The sequence below is a fragment of the Thermodesulforhabdus norvegica genome, assembly GCF_900114975.1.
Classification (GTDB): Bacteria; Desulfobacterota; Syntrophobacteria; order Syntrophobacterales; family Thermodesulforhabdaceae; genus Thermodesulforhabdus; species Thermodesulforhabdus norvegica.
In genome coordinates this window covers 81,444-98,194 of sequence record NZ_FOUU01000004.1, presented here as the reverse complement: position 1 = coordinate 98,194, position 16,751 = coordinate 81,444, and the positions used below count along the sequence as shown (strand labels likewise).

Annotated in this window: 18 protein-coding genes, 3 tRNA genes and 1 pseudogene; 18 read left to right on the top strand and 4 right to left on the bottom strand. The window is 49.8% G+C overall.

From position 1 onward, the window contains the following. Positions 1–91: 91 nt before the first annotated feature. The 4 genes from BM091_RS07575 to BM091_RS07560 all read left to right on the top strand — a co-directional run bounded on the left by BM091_RS07575 (position 92) and on the right by BM091_RS07560 (position 3,666). Positions 92–766 (top strand): TerC family protein, encoded by a 675-nt coding sequence (locus tag BM091_RS07575; protein ID WP_093394886.1) that lies wholly within the window; start codon positions 92–94, stop codon positions 764–766. Next, positions 763–1,557 (top strand): DUF169 domain-containing protein, encoded by a 795-nt coding sequence (locus tag BM091_RS07570; protein WP_093394718.1) that lies wholly within the window; start codon positions 763–765, stop codon positions 1,555–1,557. Before BM091_RS07575 ends, BM091_RS07570 begins: the two co-directional genes overlap by 4 nt. Before the next feature lie 125 nt (positions 1,558–1,682). Next, positions 1,683–2,861 carry an acetyl-CoA C-acetyltransferase gene (locus BM091_RS07565; RefSeq protein WP_093394716.1) on the top strand — a complete coding sequence of 393 codons (1,179 nt, stop codon included), beginning with the start codon at positions 1,683–1,685 and terminating at the stop codon, positions 2,859–2,861. 10 nt (positions 2,862–2,871) lie between these two features. After that, positions 2,872–3,666, top strand: coding sequence for an enoyl-CoA hydratase/isomerase family protein (locus tag BM091_RS07560; protein WP_093394714.1), 795 nt, complete (start codon positions 2,872–2,874; stop codon positions 3,664–3,666). 65 nt (positions 3,667–3,731) lie between these two features. Here the strand turns inward: BM091_RS07560 and BM091_RS07555 are convergent, their stop codons facing one another. Continuing rightward, complete coding sequence (locus tag BM091_RS07555) at positions 3,732–3,926, bottom strand: hypothetical protein (RefSeq protein ID WP_093394713.1); 195 nt, start codon at positions 3,924–3,926, stop codon at positions 3,732–3,734. A 261-nt stretch (positions 3,927–4,187) separates the two neighbouring features. Between BM091_RS07555 and BM091_RS07550 the strand changes: the two genes are divergently transcribed. The 14 genes from BM091_RS07550 to BM091_RS07485 all read left to right on the top strand — a co-directional run bounded on the left by BM091_RS07550 (position 4,188) and on the right by BM091_RS07485 (position 12,941). Beyond that, positions 4,188–4,265, top strand: a tRNA-Pro gene (locus tag BM091_RS07550). A gap of 67 nt (positions 4,266–4,332) precedes the next feature. Continuing rightward, positions 4,333–5,472, top strand: coding sequence for a hypothetical protein (locus BM091_RS07545; RefSeq protein ID WP_093394711.1), 1,140 nt, complete (start codon positions 4,333–4,335; stop codon positions 5,470–5,472). Positions 5,473–5,481: 9 nt separating this feature from the next. After that, on the top strand, positions 5,482–6,186 hold the full coding sequence (locus BM091_RS07540) for a DVU0298 family protein (protein ID WP_093394710.1): 705 nt from the start codon (positions 5,482–5,484) through the stop codon (positions 6,184–6,186). Next, on the top strand, positions 6,141–6,623 hold the full coding sequence (gene tadA, locus BM091_RS07535; RefSeq protein ID WP_177193571.1) for a tRNA adenosine(34) deaminase TadA: 483 nt from the start codon (positions 6,141–6,143) through the stop codon (positions 6,621–6,623). The genes BM091_RS07540 and tadA overlap by 46 nt, the downstream gene beginning before the upstream one ends. 5 nt (positions 6,624–6,628) lie before the next feature. Continuing rightward, positions 6,629–6,724: transfer RNA gene (locus tag BM091_RS07530), tRNA-Ser, on the top strand. A 23-nt stretch (positions 6,725–6,747) separates the two neighbouring features. Beyond that, positions 6,748–6,840 (top strand) — tRNA-Ser (locus tag BM091_RS07525). Positions 6,841–6,874: 34 nt separating this feature from the next. Then, positions 6,875–8,578, top strand: coding sequence for a DNA polymerase III subunit gamma/tau (gene dnaX, locus BM091_RS07520; RefSeq protein WP_093394707.1), 1,704 nt, complete (start codon positions 6,875–6,877; stop codon positions 8,576–8,578). Further along, the gene (locus BM091_RS07515; protein ID WP_093394705.1) at positions 8,565–8,888 is read left to right on the top strand and encodes a YbaB/EbfC family nucleoid-associated protein; all 324 of its coding nucleotides are present in this window, start codon (positions 8,565–8,567) and stop codon (positions 8,886–8,888) included. The genes dnaX and BM091_RS07515 overlap by 14 nt, the downstream gene beginning before the upstream one ends. A 20-nt stretch (positions 8,889–8,908) precedes the next feature. Then, positions 8,909–9,511: a recombination mediator RecR gene (recR, locus tag BM091_RS07510; RefSeq protein ID WP_093394704.1), complete on the top strand. Its 603-nt coding sequence runs from the start codon at positions 8,909–8,911 to the stop codon at positions 9,509–9,511. A gap of 11 nt (positions 9,512–9,522) precedes the next feature. Beyond that, a complete protein-coding gene (locus BM091_RS07505; RefSeq protein WP_093394702.1) occupies positions 9,523–10,089 on the top strand; it encodes a cysteine hydrolase family protein in 567 nt (188 codons plus the stop codon). A gap of 14 nt (positions 10,090–10,103) precedes the next feature. Next, entirely contained in the window at positions 10,104–10,430 is a 327-nt protein-coding gene (locus BM091_RS07500; protein ID WP_093394701.1) for a hypothetical protein, read from the top strand. 82 nt (positions 10,431–10,512) lie between these two features. Further along, complete coding sequence (locus BM091_RS07495) at positions 10,513–10,962, top strand: NIL domain-containing protein (protein WP_093394699.1); 450 nt, start codon at positions 10,513–10,515, stop codon at positions 10,960–10,962. Positions 10,963–10,971: 9 nt separating this feature from the next. Next, positions 10,972–12,036 carry a tRNA 2-thiouridine(34) synthase MnmA gene (mnmA, locus tag BM091_RS07490; protein ID WP_245735314.1) on the top strand — a complete coding sequence of 355 codons (1,065 nt, stop codon included), beginning with the start codon at positions 10,972–10,974 and terminating at the stop codon, positions 12,034–12,036. Continuing rightward, positions 12,033–12,941 (top strand): YkgJ family cysteine cluster protein, encoded by a 909-nt coding sequence (locus BM091_RS07485; RefSeq protein WP_093394696.1) that lies wholly within the window; start codon positions 12,033–12,035, stop codon positions 12,939–12,941. Before mnmA ends, BM091_RS07485 begins: the two co-directional genes overlap by 4 nt. Before the next feature lie 73 nt (positions 12,942–13,014). Here BM091_RS07485 and BM091_RS07480 read toward each other — a convergent pair whose 3' ends face one another. From BM091_RS07480 to BM091_RS07470, 3 genes and pseudogenes are all read right to left on the bottom strand, one after another. Next, positions 13,015–14,379 carry a heterodisulfide reductase-related iron-sulfur binding cluster gene (locus BM091_RS07480; protein ID WP_093394695.1) on the bottom strand — a complete coding sequence of 455 codons (1,365 nt, stop codon included), beginning with the start codon at positions 14,377–14,379 and terminating at the stop codon, positions 13,015–13,017. A 169-nt stretch (positions 14,380–14,548) separates the two neighbouring features. Next, positions 14,549–16,147: an IS200/IS605 family accessory protein TnpB-related protein gene (locus BM091_RS07475; protein ID WP_093394693.1), complete on the bottom strand. Its 1,599-nt coding sequence runs from the start codon at positions 16,145–16,147 to the stop codon at positions 14,549–14,551. Beyond that, positions 16,144–16,714 (bottom strand): annotated as a pseudogene (locus tag BM091_RS07470) (IS607 family transposase). Before BM091_RS07470 ends, BM091_RS07475 begins: the two are co-directional and overlap by 4 nt. Between the last annotated feature and the right edge of the window lie 37 nt (positions 16,715–16,751).

The window sequence follows — 16,751 nt, the reverse complement described above, 5'->3', positions numbered from 1 at the left end:
AGCCGACTGAAGGAAGGAAACCCCGGTGGAATTCCCTGGAGGCGATCTCTTCACCCTCGAAAACGGGGCCGCTTTAGTAACCCTTACGGCAATGGAGCTGGTTCTTGGTATCGACAACATCGTCGTCCTGGCCATCGTCACCGGGAAACTTCCGCCGGAAAGCCAGAAAAAGGCTCGTTTGATCGGACTTTCCGGAGCTCTGGTCCTCCGTATCGCCCTGCTTTCGGCAATAACGGCCATAATGAAGCTTACGACGCCCCTGATAACCCTTCTGAATCATTCTTTCTCGGGCCGGGACATAATCCTGCTTCTGGGAGGTTTCTTTCTCATCGGCAAGGGAACTTACGAAATCCACGAAAGGATTGAAAGACCCGGAGGTGTTCCTTCCGCCGGACCCGGAGCAAAGGCTTCTTTTGCCGGAGCCATAGTCCAGATCATGTTACTGGACATGGTATTCTCTCTGGATTCCATAGTGACCGCCGTTGGGATGGCCAGAAACATAGTTGTGATGATTACGGCCATTCTTCTCGCCGTAGCCGGCATGATGATTTTTGCCGGAGCCGTAAGCGCTTTCATCGACAGACACCCCACGATCAAAATACTTGCCCTGAGTTTCTTAATTCTAATCGGCGTACTTCTGGTTGCGGAAGGCTTCGGGAAGGAGATCGAACGGGGCTATGTGTACTTTGCCATGGTATTTTCACTCTTTGTAGAGATGATAAACATGAAAATTCGAAAACAAGAACCCGGGGGAGGCATAACATGAGTAAGACTTCAGAGATCCAGGATTTTTTGATGCAGCTTCTTCGTCTGAAGACCTTTCCGGTTGCGGCAAGGCTCTGCAGGGACGATTCGGAAATGCCGGAAAAAGTAAGATTCCCTTCGGCTTTTCTGAAGAAAAAAGTCACGGTCTGCCAGGCCGTAACGATGGCCCGCAACTATGGATGGACTGTGGGCATGAGAGAAGAGGATTTTCAGTGCGTTCCTGCGGCAATAGGGTTTGGCTTCTCAGGGACCGATAATCCGGGAGAAGCCATGGTCGAGCTTTTCTGTAAGGTGGATTTTTCACAAAACGCCGAATCGGGATTGTCGGAAGTGGAATCGATGGCCCTGGCATCGAAGGGAGAATTCAGGAGCCTGCTTTTTTCGCCTCTGGCCAGAGCATCCTTCGAACCTCAGGTATTGATTATCTACGGAAATGCCGCCCAGATGATGAGAATAGCCCAGGCCTGGTCATACTCAACAGGACGCCGCGTATCCGGAAATTTCGGCGGTAAGGTTGAGTGCGTTGAATACCTGGTAAAACCCTTAAAAAACGGAGACGCCACAATTGTTATCCCCGGGAACGGAGAGCGCATATTTGCCGGGACTCAGGATGACGAACTGGTATTCGCCGTTCCCTGGGAGCAGGTCGAAAATCTGGTGAAGGGTCTCGAAAGGGCCGGAAAGGCAATCGGTGCAAGGTATCCGATAACGCCCTATGTGAACTACGAACCCCAATTCCCGCCGGTTTATTCGGAAATGGGAAAGCGCTTCGGTGCCGTTTTTAAAGAATAGCCCGGAAATTAACAATTCGCCCGAGTCTAACATGTTTTGATTCTGGTGAACCTTTGTGCTAAAAGTCTCGTGTATTTTGTCAAAGTCCTGCGAGCTTCACAAACCCGTTAAAAGGAGGGGATCTGATGACGAGGGCCGTTATAGCGACTGCCGTCAGAACGCCTGTGGGGAGTTTCGGAAAAACGCTTGCATCGGTATCGGCCGTGGATCTGGGAGTGGTTGCTCTTAAAGAAGCACTGCGGCGCATCAACCTGACGCCGGAGATGGTTGATGAAGTGATACTGGGAAACGTTTTGCAGGCCGGACAGGGGCAGAATCCGGCACGTCAGGTTGCCGTAAAGTCGGGGATACCCTACGAAGTGCCGGCCTTTACGGTTAACAAGGTGTGCGCTTCGGGGTTGAAGTCAGTGATACTGGCTGCCCAGGCCATCATGGTTGGTGAGGCGGAAATAGTGGTCGCCGGGGGAATTGAAAACATGAGCCAGGCTCCCTATGCCGTCCCCAAGGCCAGATGGGGTCATCGAATGGGAGACGGAAGTCTTGTGGATCTGATGATCTTCGACGGGCTCTGGGATATTTTTAACGGATACCACATGGGGATCACGGCCGAAAACGTTGCCGAGCGATTCGGGATTTCAAGAGAGGAACAGGATCGGTTTGCCCTCAGAAGCCAGCAGAAGGCAGAAGCCGCGATAAAAGAGGGCAAATTCAGGGAAGAAATCGTCCCCGTTACGGTACCTCAGCGCAAGGGGGATCCGATAATTTTCGACACCGACGAACATCCCCGATTTGGAACAACCCTTGAAGCGCTTTCCAAGCTCCCGCCGGCCTTTAAGAAGGAGGGAACGGTCACGGCGGGAAACGCCTCGGGAATAAACGACGGAGCCGCCGTAGTTATCGTAATGTCGGAAAAGAAGGCATCGGAGCTGGGTATCGAACCCATGGCACGGATCGTATCCTATGCTTCTGCCGGTGTTGATCCCGCGATCATGGGTACCGGGCCTATACCGGCCAGCCGCAAGGCTCTCGAGAAGGCCGGATGGAGCGTTGATGATCTCGATCTAATAGAAGCCAACGAAGCCTTTGCCGCTCAGGCCATTGCGGTGAATCGCGAAATGGGCTGGGACGTTGAGAAGGTCAACGTAAACGGGGGTGCTATAGCCCTGGGACACCCCATAGGGGCATCGGGTGCAAGGATATTGACCACGTTGCTCTACGAAATGAAAAGGAGAAGTGCCCGAAGAGGGCTTGCCACGCTGTGCATTGGAGGCGGCCAGGGTTGTGCCTTAACCGTTGAGCGATAGGAGGGAGGAGATGGCGTACGAAAACATCATCTTTGAGGTGAAGGACCCGGGCGTCGGATTGCTTACGATAAACCGGCCAAAGGCGTTAAACGCCCTTAATCCCGGGACTCTGGACGAAATTAACGACGTGATCGACACTGTAGAGCGAGAGGGAAACGTTCGGGTTCTGGTAATTACGGGAGCCGGTGAAAAGGCTTTCGTTGCCGGAGCGGACATCACGGAATTTCCCAAGATGAACGCTCTTGAAGCCTATCTGTTTGCCCTGAAGGGCCAGAAGCTTTTCTTCCGCCTGGAGCAGCTCCCCGTACCGGTAATTGCCTGTGTTAACGGGTTTTGTCTCGGGGGCGGCTGTGAACTGGCCATGAGCTGTGACTTCATCTTTGCATCGGAGAAGGCAAAGTTCGGCCAGCCGGAGATCAACCTCGGAATAATCCCGGGATTTGGTGGTACTCAGAGGCTCGCAAGGCTCGTGGGGCGTGCAAAGGCCAAAGAGTTATGCATGACCGGTGAAATGATAAGTGCCGAGGAAGCCAGAGCGATAGGTCTTGTGGCCAGGGTTTTCCCCGCAGATCAACTCCTGGAAGAAACCTTAAAGGTTGCGACGGCCCTCGCCCAGAAGAGCCAGATAGCCCTCAGGTCAATCAAGAAAGTGATAGATGAGGGAGTGGGTGTTGATCTGAGAAGTGGCTGTGAGCTCGAAGCAAACGCCTTCGGACTGGTCTTCACCAGTGAAGACGCCCGTGAAGGTGTTAATGCCTTTCTGGAGAAGCGAAAAGCTCAGTTCAAGGGTGGGTTCACCGCCTAGGTGCTTGAGGGGGCTTTATGCCCCCTGAAAGGTAATGCCGAATGCAACCAGCCCGTGGTTATTTCTTATGCCTTTCCTGCCAGGCGGCGTTCACGACGCTGTAGCCTTTTTATGGCCTTTTTGCGCTTAATGCGGCGTCGCTCACCTTTTGATAAGTAGTAATTGTGCCGTCTCAACACAGGTTGGACGTTCTTTTGAAAATCTTTGCGGAGTTTACGAATCTTTTTTTCAAAAGGTTCTTTGACTTCGGCTTCCGCCATTAACTTTTCACCTACCTTTCGTAAAATATGCGTCCAACAACACGAGCTGGTTGCATTACCGGCATATTATAACGGGCAAGGGCATATCACAGATGTCTCAGAGCTGACAAGAAAAATGTGCCTTCTGAGAAGACTTTCGACAAACAAGGATATTTGTTAAAAACGCCGGCAGAGAAATAAATTTTTCGATAATCTCATCAACCAAGTTGACTAATAGGAATGATCGAGCTAAAAGTGAGGCATAGTTTAAGGCGATGCAGTCGGGGCGTGGCGCAGTCTGGTGAGCGCACTAGCATGGGGAGCTAGGGGTCGGCGGTTCAAATCCGCCCGTCCCGACCATTGTTCTGCTTTAAAAGGGGCTGGTTTCCTGCATTTGTGTGCACCTCAAGACGTGGAGGGTACTGTCGTGAAGTCACTGGTATATAAGTCGGTCACGATAGCCATGGTGGTGGCCTTTGCGGCTCTGTGTCAGAGTTGCGGTCACTCGACGGTTGAGCTCGTTTCGCCGGTGGTTCCCGAAACCGATATAGGCAATCAGCAGAAGGTGGTAATCCTTCCCTTTGCCGATTACACAACCTCCGGTACTCCTTACGATTACTGGTGGCGTAACGTTATGATCATGGAAGCACTTCAGGATGAGCTCAAAAGATACGGCTACCATCCGGTAATGGAAGAAGACGTTATTGCTTATCTCCTGGAAAGAGGGATAATTCGTGAAAAAGAAATCAACCTGGGGGAAGGGCCGGAAATCCAAACCCTTCGCGAAGAGATTGCGGCCGAGTGGAGTGATACGATCAAGGCAGAGATTGCGAGGGCTTTATATCACAACTTGAGTTTGCAGAAGAGCGAGGAGAAGTACTGGGACGAGCAAAGGCTCATTGCTTTAGACCATTCGACGGTTAAGGAGATAGGCGCGCGCTTTGGTGCAAAGTACATTATCCGGGGCCGCATTATAGAGATCGACACGGGTCGAGATGACAGCTTCAATCCCGTTCAGACGGGGCTTCTGCCCTTTTTCTTTAAAGTGGGATCCAGAACGGTTTTCGGCATAGCAGAATCGGATACCTACGAGATGATAGATAAAATGGCCATTGGAGGCTTGATTGGAGCTCTGGCCGGACCTTCGGACTTCCCCATCGAAGGAGACGAGGAAATAGAAGGCCATCCGAGATTCGGAGGAGCCATTGTTGAGTCCAATGCCTGGAGCGGTTTCAATGCGGCCATCTGGGGAGCTGCCGGAGCAGGGGCCGCCTATCTTGCTCACAAAGGCGGTAGGGTGGACAAGGCGGTCGTACACCTCAGGATCGTTGTCCAGGATGCCGAAACGGGTGAAATAGTCTGGGCTAATCGTGCCGAGGTCAAAACCACTCCAAAGTCCGTTTACGGTGAGCACGATGCCAGGGTGTTGATGGCCCGGGCAATAGAAGATGCTGCCGCAACGCTGATGCAGAGCTTTGTCCTGTCTCAGCTTGAAGGAAAGTACGTGACCTACGACCGCTACGGTACCATCTCGGTACTGCCAAAATCTGCCGTAAAAAAGAACTGAGCGGTGTGGGTGGAAAAAAGACGGGAAAGCTACAGGAGCGTTAAGCGGAAACTGCATCAGCTTCTGAAAGAGGTTCCTTTTAAAGAAGAGAAGTTACTGGAGCAATTCGAGAACCCGGGGGTTTTAATAAGCCCCCTGTTTTCTTTTTTTTGTTCTTCCGATCTTCTGGTCAGATGGCACGCCGTAACCGCACTGGGGGTTGTGGTTTCCGCAATTGCAAAAAGTCAGGCCGAACAGGCCCGGACGGTCGTAAGGCGTCTCATGTGGCAGCTTAACGATGAGTCCGGCGGGATTGGCTGGGGATGTGCCGAAGCGATGGGAGAAATCCTTGCCCGGTGTGACTGGCTCGCCGAAGAATATCACCGGATATTGATTTCTTACATTGATCCCGAAGGGAACCTTCTGGAACATGAACCGCTTCTCGAAGGTGCAATGTGGGGAACGGCAAGGCTTTGCAGTGTTCGGCCGGAATTGTGCAAAAGGGCAATTGATATTTCCGTCGCCTACGTTCAGAAGGACCGACCGTACATCAGGGTCTGTGCCGGGCTGATGCTGTGCTTTTCCGGAGAAAGCAAACTCGTTGAGATGGCCGTTGAAGAAACGAAAAGAGACGACCGGATTATCGATTTCTACTGGCAGGGCGCAATACACAGATGCAGAGTATCGGAATGCTTGAAGTCAGTGGGTTGTCAAAAGATGACGAGCACTTCATGAGGCTTGCTCTGGCTTATGCCAGAAAGGCTGCCGAGAGGGGAGAAGTCCCCGTGGGGGCCGTTATAATCGACGGCGAAGGGAGGCTCGTTGCGGCAGATCATAACCGTCCGATAGAGCTTTGCGATCCTTCCGCTCATGCCGAAATACTGGTCATACGCAAGGCGGCGCAACGACTGGGAAACTATCGGCTGGAGGGATGCATTCTGTACACAACCCTTGAACCCTGCGTCATGTGCTTCGGTGCGATGATTCATGCCAGGATCAAATGCCTGGTCTACGGAGCACCGGATCCAAGAGCCGGGGCCTTTCATGTCGGCCTTGACTTGACAACACGGGGGTTTTTTAATCATTATATGGAGGTTCGTGAAGGAGTTCTCGGCACAGAAGCGGCGGAAATTCTGCGAGGCTTTTTTCTGGAACGCCGTAGAGCTCGATAGAGGGCGGAGAGGTACCGAAGTGGTCGTAACGGGGTCGACTCGAAATCGACTTGTCCGGTGATGAGCCGGGCACGTGGGTTCGAATCCCACCCTCTCCGCCACATGTCTGCATAGGACGCATTGCGGAGAGATGCCCGAGTGGACGAAGGGGCACGACTGGAAATCGTGTGTACGCCCACAAGGCGTACCGAGGGTTCGAATCCCTCTCTCTCCGCCATTTTTTATTTTTTCAGGAGAGGCAAACCGATTGTATGTCCTACATCGTACTCGCCCGCAGGTGGAGACCTCAGAGCTTTAAAGAGGTTGTAGGTCAATCCCACGTAACGAGGATTCTTCAAAATGCCTTATCGACCGGACGGATAGCTCATGCATACATATTTGCGGGTCCCCGGGGAGTGGGAAAGACTTCCGTTGCAAGGATTCTCGCCAAGGCCCTTAACTGCACCGAAAGAAACGGATCAGAACCCTGCAATAGCTGTCCTTCCTGTCGGTCCATAACGGCAGGGAAATCGCCGGACGTGATCGAAATAGACGGTGCATCCAATCGGGGTATAGACAGCATAAGATCACTGCAGGAGACGGTGGCCTACAGGCCCATCACCGGAAAATATAAGGTCTACATAATCGACGAAGTACACATGCTAACCCCCGAAGCCTTCAATGCCCTCCTCAAAACCCTTGAAGAACCACCGTCTCACGTTCGATTTATCTTTGCCACGACGGAACCGCACAGGATACCTTCCACCGTCGTAAGCCGTTGTCAGCGATTTGATTTCAGGCGAATCCCTGTGAGAGATATAACGGAGCATCTGAGCTCTATATGCCGCACCGAAGGCTACGATGTCGCCTCTGACGTCATAGAAGCGATAGCCGGTGAGGCGGACGGTAGCATGCGTGATGCCGAAACCCTGCTGGAGCAGGTGGTCTCATTTCAGGACGAAAACCTCAGACCCGAAGAGATCCTCAACCTTCTGGGTATCGTCGATCGATCCACACTTATCCGGGCAATGGATGCCGTTATTTCGGCAAACTTTGAGGAGTGCATTGCCGTCGCTTCGGACGTTTACGAAAGAGGGCTGGACTGCGCAAAATTCTGTCAGCGCCTCGTCGATCTGTGCCACCATCTGGCCTGTTTCATAATTGCAGGCAGAAGTGGAAGGGTAACATCAGACGAGATGACCCCGATTTTGCAAAAGTGGACAGACAGGACATCTCTTCAAACCGTCCAGATTTATTACGAACTCCTGATTCGGGCCATGGACCAGATACGCCGATCGTCTCAACCTCATCTGGTGCTGGAGGCGGCTCTCCTCAGACTCGCCCAGGTACCTCACTTCGTTATGCTTCCCGAAATCATAAAAAATCTGGAAACACGCCGCCCCGGAGCTGAAAAGCCTCAGCCCGGCGCTTTTCGGGAAAAACACCCTGCCCTAGCGGAATCGGCGGAATCAGAATCAAAAAAGGTTCTGGACATCCGGCCCGAGTCTCCCTCCGGGAACCCCGAAAAAGACTGGCACAAGTTCGTTTCATGGGCGGCAAAGCAGGACCCTTTACTGGAAACCCAGCTAAAGGGAAGCTACGTTGACACATCAAAGGAAACGATATGGACAATCCATGTGCTTTCTGCCTACGCAGAGGTTTTGAAACGCAAAGAAAACAACATACTGGAGCTGTTAAGTCGTTTCTTTTCAAGCCCTCCGGAGAAAATCCTTCTGGAAGCCCATGACGGCAACAATCGGGCGGACAACGGTAAAGGGTCCTTTAACGATAAAAAGGAAATAGAAAGAAGAGCTCTAAACCATCCAGCCGTCAAAGAGGTTCTGGAAATATTCGGAGGCCGCATAGTAGCGGTAAGGCCACTGAAGAAGCCGGCTCAAAGGCCCGGTATGATGAACCATGACGATGAGGAAAAAGGTGATTCCCTTATAACGGGAGGTGTGGATGAAGATCTTTAATTCTCTGGGCAACCTGAAACAGCTTCAGGAAAAGGTCGAACAACTTCAACAGGAACTGGAGCTCAAGACGGTGGAAGCTTCGGCCGGTGGAGGTATGGTAACGGTTGTTGCTAACGGAAAGCAGGAAATCGTTGAGATAAGAATTGATCCTCAGGTGGTAAACCCCGATGATGTGGAAATGTTACAGGATCTTATCGTTGCGGCGGTAAACGAAGCCATAAAGCGATCCCAGGAGCTAATGGCTCAGGAAATGGCAAAACTGGCAGGAGGCCTTAACATCCCGGGATTAAAAATACCCGGACTGTTCTAAAATAATTCGGAGTAACCGGTATGAAAGCCTTCCCATCCTCGGTAAGAACGGTCATCCGCCTGCTCGGCTCTCTTCCCGGACTGGGAGAAAAGAGTGCAACCCGCATAGCCATGTATCTCATCCAGAAGCCCGAAAAAGAGGTCCTCGCCCTGGCCGAAGCCATCATAAAGATGAAAAAAAGTGTGACCCTCTGCAAAGAATGCTTTCATCTGGCCGACGACGATCTCTGTGCCATATGCCAGGATCCAAAAAGAAGGAGTGATCAGATTTGCGTGGTGGAAACCACAACGGATGTGATTGCCATCGAGCAATCAGGGATTTATGGCGGACGATACCACGTGCTCGGAGGAGTTATAAACCCTCTTGAAAACGTCGGACCGGAACGACTTAACATAGAACCCCTTCTAAAGAGAATCGAGCGCGGAGGTGTTGAAGAAATCATCATTGCCACCAATCCCACATCTCAGGGTGAAGCCACGGCCCGTTATCTTTACGATCTTCTGAAAGATCGGGGTATAAAACTGACCCGTATAGGCGTCGGCATACCGGCAGGCGGGGACATTAAATACGCCGATCCGCTGACCCTTAAACAGGCAATAGAAAGCCGAAGAGTTTTTCAGTAAGGAGTTAAAAAGTGAAACCGGCCCTTATTATTGTGGACATGCTGAAGGACACCTTCAGGAGGCATCCCGAATCACCCATTGTGCTGGAGTGCAAAAAGTTCATTCCCTTTCTAAACGACTTTATCGACCTTTTTCACGCAAAAAATTATCCTGTCGTGTTTGCCTGTGATAGTTTTCTACCGGAGGATTTCATATTCAGAGCAGGGTTAAAACCTCACAGTTTGAGAGGCACGGAGGGATCTGAACCCATTGACGAGCTTCACAGATCTCCATCAGACCACATCGTTCAGAAACGCCGCTTCAGTGCCTTTTTCAAGACGGATCTGGATCAGACCCTGAGAACCCTTGGGGTGGATAGGATCTTCGTTTCAGGGATTGCAACGAACATTTGCGTTCTCACCACCGCTCTGGATGCGGTGAGTAATGATTTTTCGGCGGTGATTATGGAACAGTGCTGTGCCGCCCACAACCCGGAAGCACACCTTGCGGTAATAAAGGCTTACAAAAAAACTCCCCTCCATCCACTTTTACAGGTACTCAACAATAAAGAATGTCTTGAACTACTCAAAGCACAGTGATCCGGAGGGCAAAAGTGTCCTGCTCGATTCGAATTGCCCGATTAAACGACGAAGAAGTAAGGGTAATCCGTGAGCTGGAGAAAAACCTCGGTGACAGATTCTGTCTTCTCGCCGTTGAGAAGCTGAAAGCTCTTTACGTTCTGGAAGCGAAACTGGGGCCAAACCGGTGGGAACGTGTGGATAGGGTTTATCCGGAGATCGAGGGCCTTAAGGCGTTTTACTGTTCGGAAGAAGACGCCCGACTTGCAAAATCCGCCCTCAAATCACTGCTTACCGGCAAAATGAAACACTCGTTGACGAAAAGACCCATTCGCATCAGAAAAATCCAGGACTATGAGTAGGGCAACAGGTTGCCCTGCCCTACGATTTTCGCTAAAACTTCACTGCGGTAGATAATACCAAAGGGTTGAAAGGAACAAGAGCATGTATGCAAAGATGCTGGTTTTGAGATTCCCTTCCGAAATTGTGGACAAACCCATAATCACTAACCTCGTCAGGAATTACAACCTGACGTTCAATATTCTAAAGGCTCAAATTTTCCCCCGACGAGAAGGCCTTCTGGTTCTGGAACTCCGGGGCAACAAAAGTGATTACGATAGAGGCATCGAGTACTTAAAGCGGATAGGGGTACAGGTCGAATCGATCGGTCAGAGCATAAGACGCGATGAGGAGCTCTGCCTTCAGTGTGGTGCCTGTACGGCCGTTTGCCCGACGGGAGCGCTCCACATAAAGCGGCCCGAGATGGAGGTTCTGTTCGATCCCGAACGGTGCAGTGCCTGTGAATGGTGCGTGAAGGCCTGCCCTGCTCACGCCATGAGGGTCACCTTCGACCGCAATATGGAAGAGGAAGTACTTCAGGAGGAGCTGGCGTAGGCGTTGAGAGTGGGAATTGCTCTGAGCGGAGGAGTGGACAGCCTCTATGCCGCATATTGCCTTATAGAGGAAGGGCACGAAGTAGTAGGGCTTCACATGAGGATCCGGAAGGACGGTGAAGACCGTGAGGAGGAAGAGCATCTGGCTTCCAGAGCTCGCTTAATAGGAATTAACGAGGTCTATACCGTCGATCTTCAATCAGAATTTCACGATCGGATTGTAAGGCCCTTCGTAGAAGCATACTTAAAAGGGATAACCCCAAATCCCTGTGTTCACTGCAATCCGCTTATAAAATTCGGCCTCTTTGCAGAAATCGGATTTAACCTTTACGGTATTGAGCGGTTTGCCACGGGTCATTATGCCCGGATAGTGCCATCCCCGTACCGTAATGGCCGTTTTGCCGTGGCCCGGGGCAGGGATACAAAAAAGGACCAGTCTTACTTTCTATTTGCCCTTTCTCAGCTTCAACTGGTCAGAACTATTTTTCCTCTGGGCAGGGCAACAAAATCGGAAGCAAAGAAGTGGGCTAAAGAATACGGCTTCCCGGACCTTGCCGGGAAGGAAAGCCAGGAGATATGTTTTCTGGGTAACAGGTCCTATGTGGATTACATAGAAAGTATCGGTCTTGAGAAAGGCAACGAGGGTGGCCCCATAAAGGACCTTGAAGGAAATGTGTTGGGCTATCACAGGGGAATCCATCGTTTCACCATAGGTCAGAGAAGGGGAATCGGTATCCCCTCTACGGAGCCCTATTATGTCGTGCGTCTGGACGGGGCAACAGGAACCGTTTACGTGGGACGCAGGAAGGACGTTTATCGCAGAGACTGCACGGTGGGTCGGGTCGTCTGGGGGGCTCTTGAGGAACCTTCGGAGGCCTTCAAGGCTTTCGTTAAGATTCGGCAGCAGCACATCCCCGCCGAAGGAAACATCATTCCCTGCGGACAGGGAACGGTCAGGATAACATTTCGTGAGCCCCAGCCTGCAATAACTCCCGGGCAGGCCGCGGTATTTTACGACGCCGACGGGGTAATACTGGGAGGCGGTATAATTCAGGGCGGAGAAGAAGATCAATGAGCAAGAAACACACCACAAACCCTTCGGAATGGAGCCTGGACCAGCTTCTTGAAGCCTGGAAAGAGCAGATGAAAAACATCGTGGCCGACCTTGAGTCGCTGCTACCGGTCAGAAGGTTGCAACTACAGGTGGAATCACACCCCGAAGCCTTACAGATCTTCAGAAACTGGGAAAGCGCGGCACCATCCGAGAAGGTTCAATTCTGGAAAGAACTCATCGAAATAACCCGGAAGGAGTCTCTTAATCCCCTGCCCGCCTGTGTTCAGTGCGGTGAATGCTGCCGCGGGGGAAGCCCTTCGCTTTACCTGGAAGACCTTGAACTTCTGAGATCCGAAAAGATCCCCATGGATCGGCTCGTGACCCTTAGAAGAGGCGAACCGGTAAGAGATCCACGACGGGGCAAGGCTCACTTCCTGATAGACGAGCGAATAAAGATCAAGGAGAAACCCGGAAGCAATGAGTGCGTTTTCTTCGATCCCGTTTCCTGCCTTTGCGGAATATACGAAAATCGCCCGCTTCAATGCCGTGCTCAGGCCTGCTGGGATCCTTCATACTTCAACGAATTGAGCGAGCAGCCCTATTTGACGAGAAGAGATGTCCTTGGGGATGTCGAGCTTCTTATGGACCTATTGCAGGAACACGATAGAAAATGTAGCTTCGAGAGGTTACACGCTCTGTTTCAGAGGCTTTCACGGGGTGAAGAGGTGGCCGCGGAAATTATCGACCTCGTGTCTTACGAATCTCATTTCAGAAACTTTGTGGCCAGCCAACTGAACATCCCCGAAGGGGTTCTGGACTTCGTCTTCGGGCGAAGCCTTGAGTCCCTGCTGCCCTTGTTCGGGTGCAGGCTCAGAATCGAAAACAACGTGAAGTATCTGGAAGTTCTTAACGAAGGGGGCGAGTAAGTGGGGGGATTTTTACCGCCTTTTACCCCGGATCCGGTGTTAGAAAGACCACATCAGGAATGGTCTTGTGTTTTTAGAAAATAATCATCGCTTCTGCCAATAGTTCAAGAGGATGAAGCACAGGGTACGGAAGGCTATTTTGGAACTGGAGGCGGCAACTGAGGCAATCCGTAATTATACCGGCGGGATTGAGTTTCTTTATTTTTTCCATTAGCGGCAGTCCCAGCTTTAAGGACAGGCCGTTGAAATCCTTTTTAAATCCCAGGCTACCGCCCATACCGCAACAATCGGTGGTACTCCCCACAGGCTCCACAGAGAATCCCGGAATTTTCGATAGGATTTCGTAGTAGGGCTTACCCATCCCCTGTTCTCTCTGATGGCAGGGTGCAAAGTAAACCCACCTGCCTGCCGGGGGCTTAAGAGATCCAGAAAGAATGGCGTCCTTAAACCGAACCAGATATTCTCCCACGTCCTTTACAAGAGCAGAAATCCTCAAACGGGCTTCGACGTCCAGAGTCTGAAAAAAATCATCGGAGAAGTAATAAGGAGCGTAGGCCCGTCTGTTGCCGGTAGACGAAGCACCCCGCAGAGGGAGTGACAGTACCTCCGAAAAAGATCTCCTCACTACCGCATCATCGTCGTCGCAATCGACGCTGAAACAGGCATTTTCTTTAAGGATGGCCTTGAAAAAGTATCCACAGGTTGGACAAGAACAGACTATTTCGTAACCCTTATCGGCAAGCGTCAACAGCGCCTGTATATTCCGATTAACTCGATCCATCATTCTTTTTTTGTCGCCCTCAACGGCCAGAGGCATGCCACAACAGTTCTGGTCCGGTATGTGTACAAACACTCCGAGACTTTCGAGCACTTTCACGGCGGCTCTGGCAACTTCGGGGAAAATGTAAGCCGCCGTGCATCCCACGAAATAGGCTACTCTGGGCCCGGTTTCCGAATGTTCTTTTAGCCCTTTTTTCCTGGCCCAGGAGAAGAAATCCTCCACGGCCGGAGAAGGAATTCGTCTTTCCGAACAGATACCCAGCATCTCAAGGGCACCGTTACACAAGGGTGCTTTCAGAAGTAGGGACAGCAAGAGGCGTCCGGCACTCCCCAGTTTTTGCAGGACCTGAAGATCGGAAAGAAGTCGAGATGCAGGATTCAAACCTACTTCACGAGCCTTCTCGGCTTTGGCCCAGAGGATATTTGTCCTGACATCCGGGCAAGGACAGAGCCCACAAAGCGTACAGCAATCAACGAGGTTCAGAAACTCTTTATCTTCAGGAAAATCGCCCGTTTGCAGGTACCTGTCGTAGAGTTCGTAAAGTCTGGGGAAAAGCAAACAGCTATCCTCCATGAGGAATCTGCAAACATCGCAATCGGTGCATCCGTCGAATATTTTCCTAACATACTGTACGGCTTCAAAGCGTCTTCCGGCCATCTCGAAAATCCTTTCACGCCCAAAAGTCCCGGAATTATCAACTGTAAACTGACTCCCATCGGCTGTGTGGCAAACCGAAAAAGATCAGTCCAGATGGGATTTAAGAGCTTTCCGTTCTTCCAGTTCCAGCCGTTTCAGGAAGTTTTTTATGAGTCTAAGGGCTTCCTGGTTACCAGAACTGCACATTAGCGTATTGTGCAGTCGTCCCTGCACCAGGTACAGGAACTGATCTTCTCACCACCCTCTTCCAGTCCCCTGAAACTAAAACTGTCTTCAGGGGAGAAAAGTCCCTTACGAAGGACTTTCCAAGAATAGGGAAGGTGAGGACTGCCCTGAGAACTTTCCAGCTTTTTTGTCTCTTATCTAATAGACCCCTCACAGGCTTGTTCCCTCCAGAGGCCTGCTGTCGGGTAGCTGGATTACTCTCAGGACTTTGTATATCTTTAAGCTGTTTGTTTGCCATTTTTATCTCTATGTTAATAGTCCTAAGTTCAGTTTTTATGGCGTTCTTTTTCCAGTTGTTGTTTTCTTTTTCCAGCCTTTCTTTTAATTCCCTTTTCTTTTCTTTCAGCATATACAGAGAATATTCAAGAATTTCTTTTTTGCTTAGAAGCTTCAGGTAATTCTCAGGAATTTCTTCTTTAAACCCCATTCCTCTTCTGCCTATAACAAAAGCCCCGGCAACGTCTTTATCTATGCCATACTGAGGACTGTACTTAAGCTGGCCTATTACCGAGGTAAAAGCTGGATTGACCTTAACAACTTCTATTCCTTCTCTCCTTGCCAGAATTTCTATTTTTTGAAGCAACCCCTTGTAGATAAACTGCTGAAGTCTTCTTCTCAGCTTTCTCCTTCCATCTCCTTTTTTACCTTTAGGCAGCTTTTTGAGGTTCTCTATAGCTATTGCTCTTTTTCTCTCCCTGGCAAGATTTACTATTTGATGAGCAACCTGCCACGAAAGGAGTTCTCTTGTTTCTTTGCTTTTGCCTATAAAGTTACTCAGGTTTATTTTTCCATAGGCCCTGAGGTTACCGTCTCTTTTTACTTCTGCATAGGCTATGTGAAATGGACTGGCATTTACGTCTATACCAATAATCCCGCTTTCCTTCGTTATTGAGACTTCGGGAAGCTCTTCATTAAAGCTGACAAAGGCATAAATTTTACCGCTTCTTTTTTTGAGCTCCACTGAATAGGGAATATATTTTTTTGTGGATTCCCCTATGGCCAGACTTTCAACAAAATTAACCCATTTATCCTTTTGTGCCCTTCCTTTTTGTACATTTCGATGAACTTTTGTATATACATACCTGCCTTTACCGGTGTTAATCCTGAGATAGAGAGTTTTTTCTAAAAACACAAATCTGATATTCAGATTACCTTTCTTTGTTTTATCTCCTCTTGAGTAAACCGTCCCCTGCCTTTTTTCTTTCCACTCTTTTATGAGCTCTTTTCTTCTTTTTCCGGTAATATGTCTTTTCTTCAGCTTCTCAAAAAGATGCCTGGTCCCAAATATAAGTTTTTTCGGATTTTGTTTTCTCTCTATGCAGGCATTTAATGTCTCCCTTGCCTTCAGTATTGCGTCATCGCAATACCTTGAATTAAGAGGAAACACGCTTTGCAAATGTTTTTTTAAATCTTTCCTATTCCACCCTTCAAGTAGCCTGTTGTAGGCATATCTTATACATGCAGAAAAATTCCGCATAAGGTTTAGAGCCTTTTGCTTATCTTTCTTTGTTTCAAATTCTAATAAACACTGAACTGTAATCACTTCTTTTTTTCCCCACGAGAACCATAAACCCGTGCAGCAAATGAATTTACTATTGCTATTAAATCCTCTGCTAACTCCTTCATACGGTCTTCTTCATGTTCCTTACCATTAATTGTTATCAGCTCCACTCCATGGCTTTCGAAAAAGGTTTTAAGATACTCGAAACCGAAACGAGCTAACCGGTCCGGATACTCAATAACCACTTTTTCCACAGTACCTTTTTTGACCCGGTTAAGAAGTTTCTTGAGTCCACGCCGCTTTTCATTAACTCCACTCGCTATCTCCGATATTACTTCGTAGTTCCATTCTTTTTCATCAGCATACTTCTTCAACCTTTCTATTTGACTTTCAAGATATTCCTTCTGCTTTCGTGTAGAAACCCTGGCATAAAGCACTACTTTTAATGTCTTGTTTTCAACTTCTTCCTCAAACATTCCCGGCAATCGCTTATCTACGCCTCCCACCAGGTGTTCTGACCGGATGTAATAGTCCCCGCTTTTCCCGGAGCAAAAGAGTATTGCGATGTATTCCATATAGTCTCTTTATATTTTGTGCACTTAATAACACCTGACTCATTTCTGATACTAATATGCACTATTATATG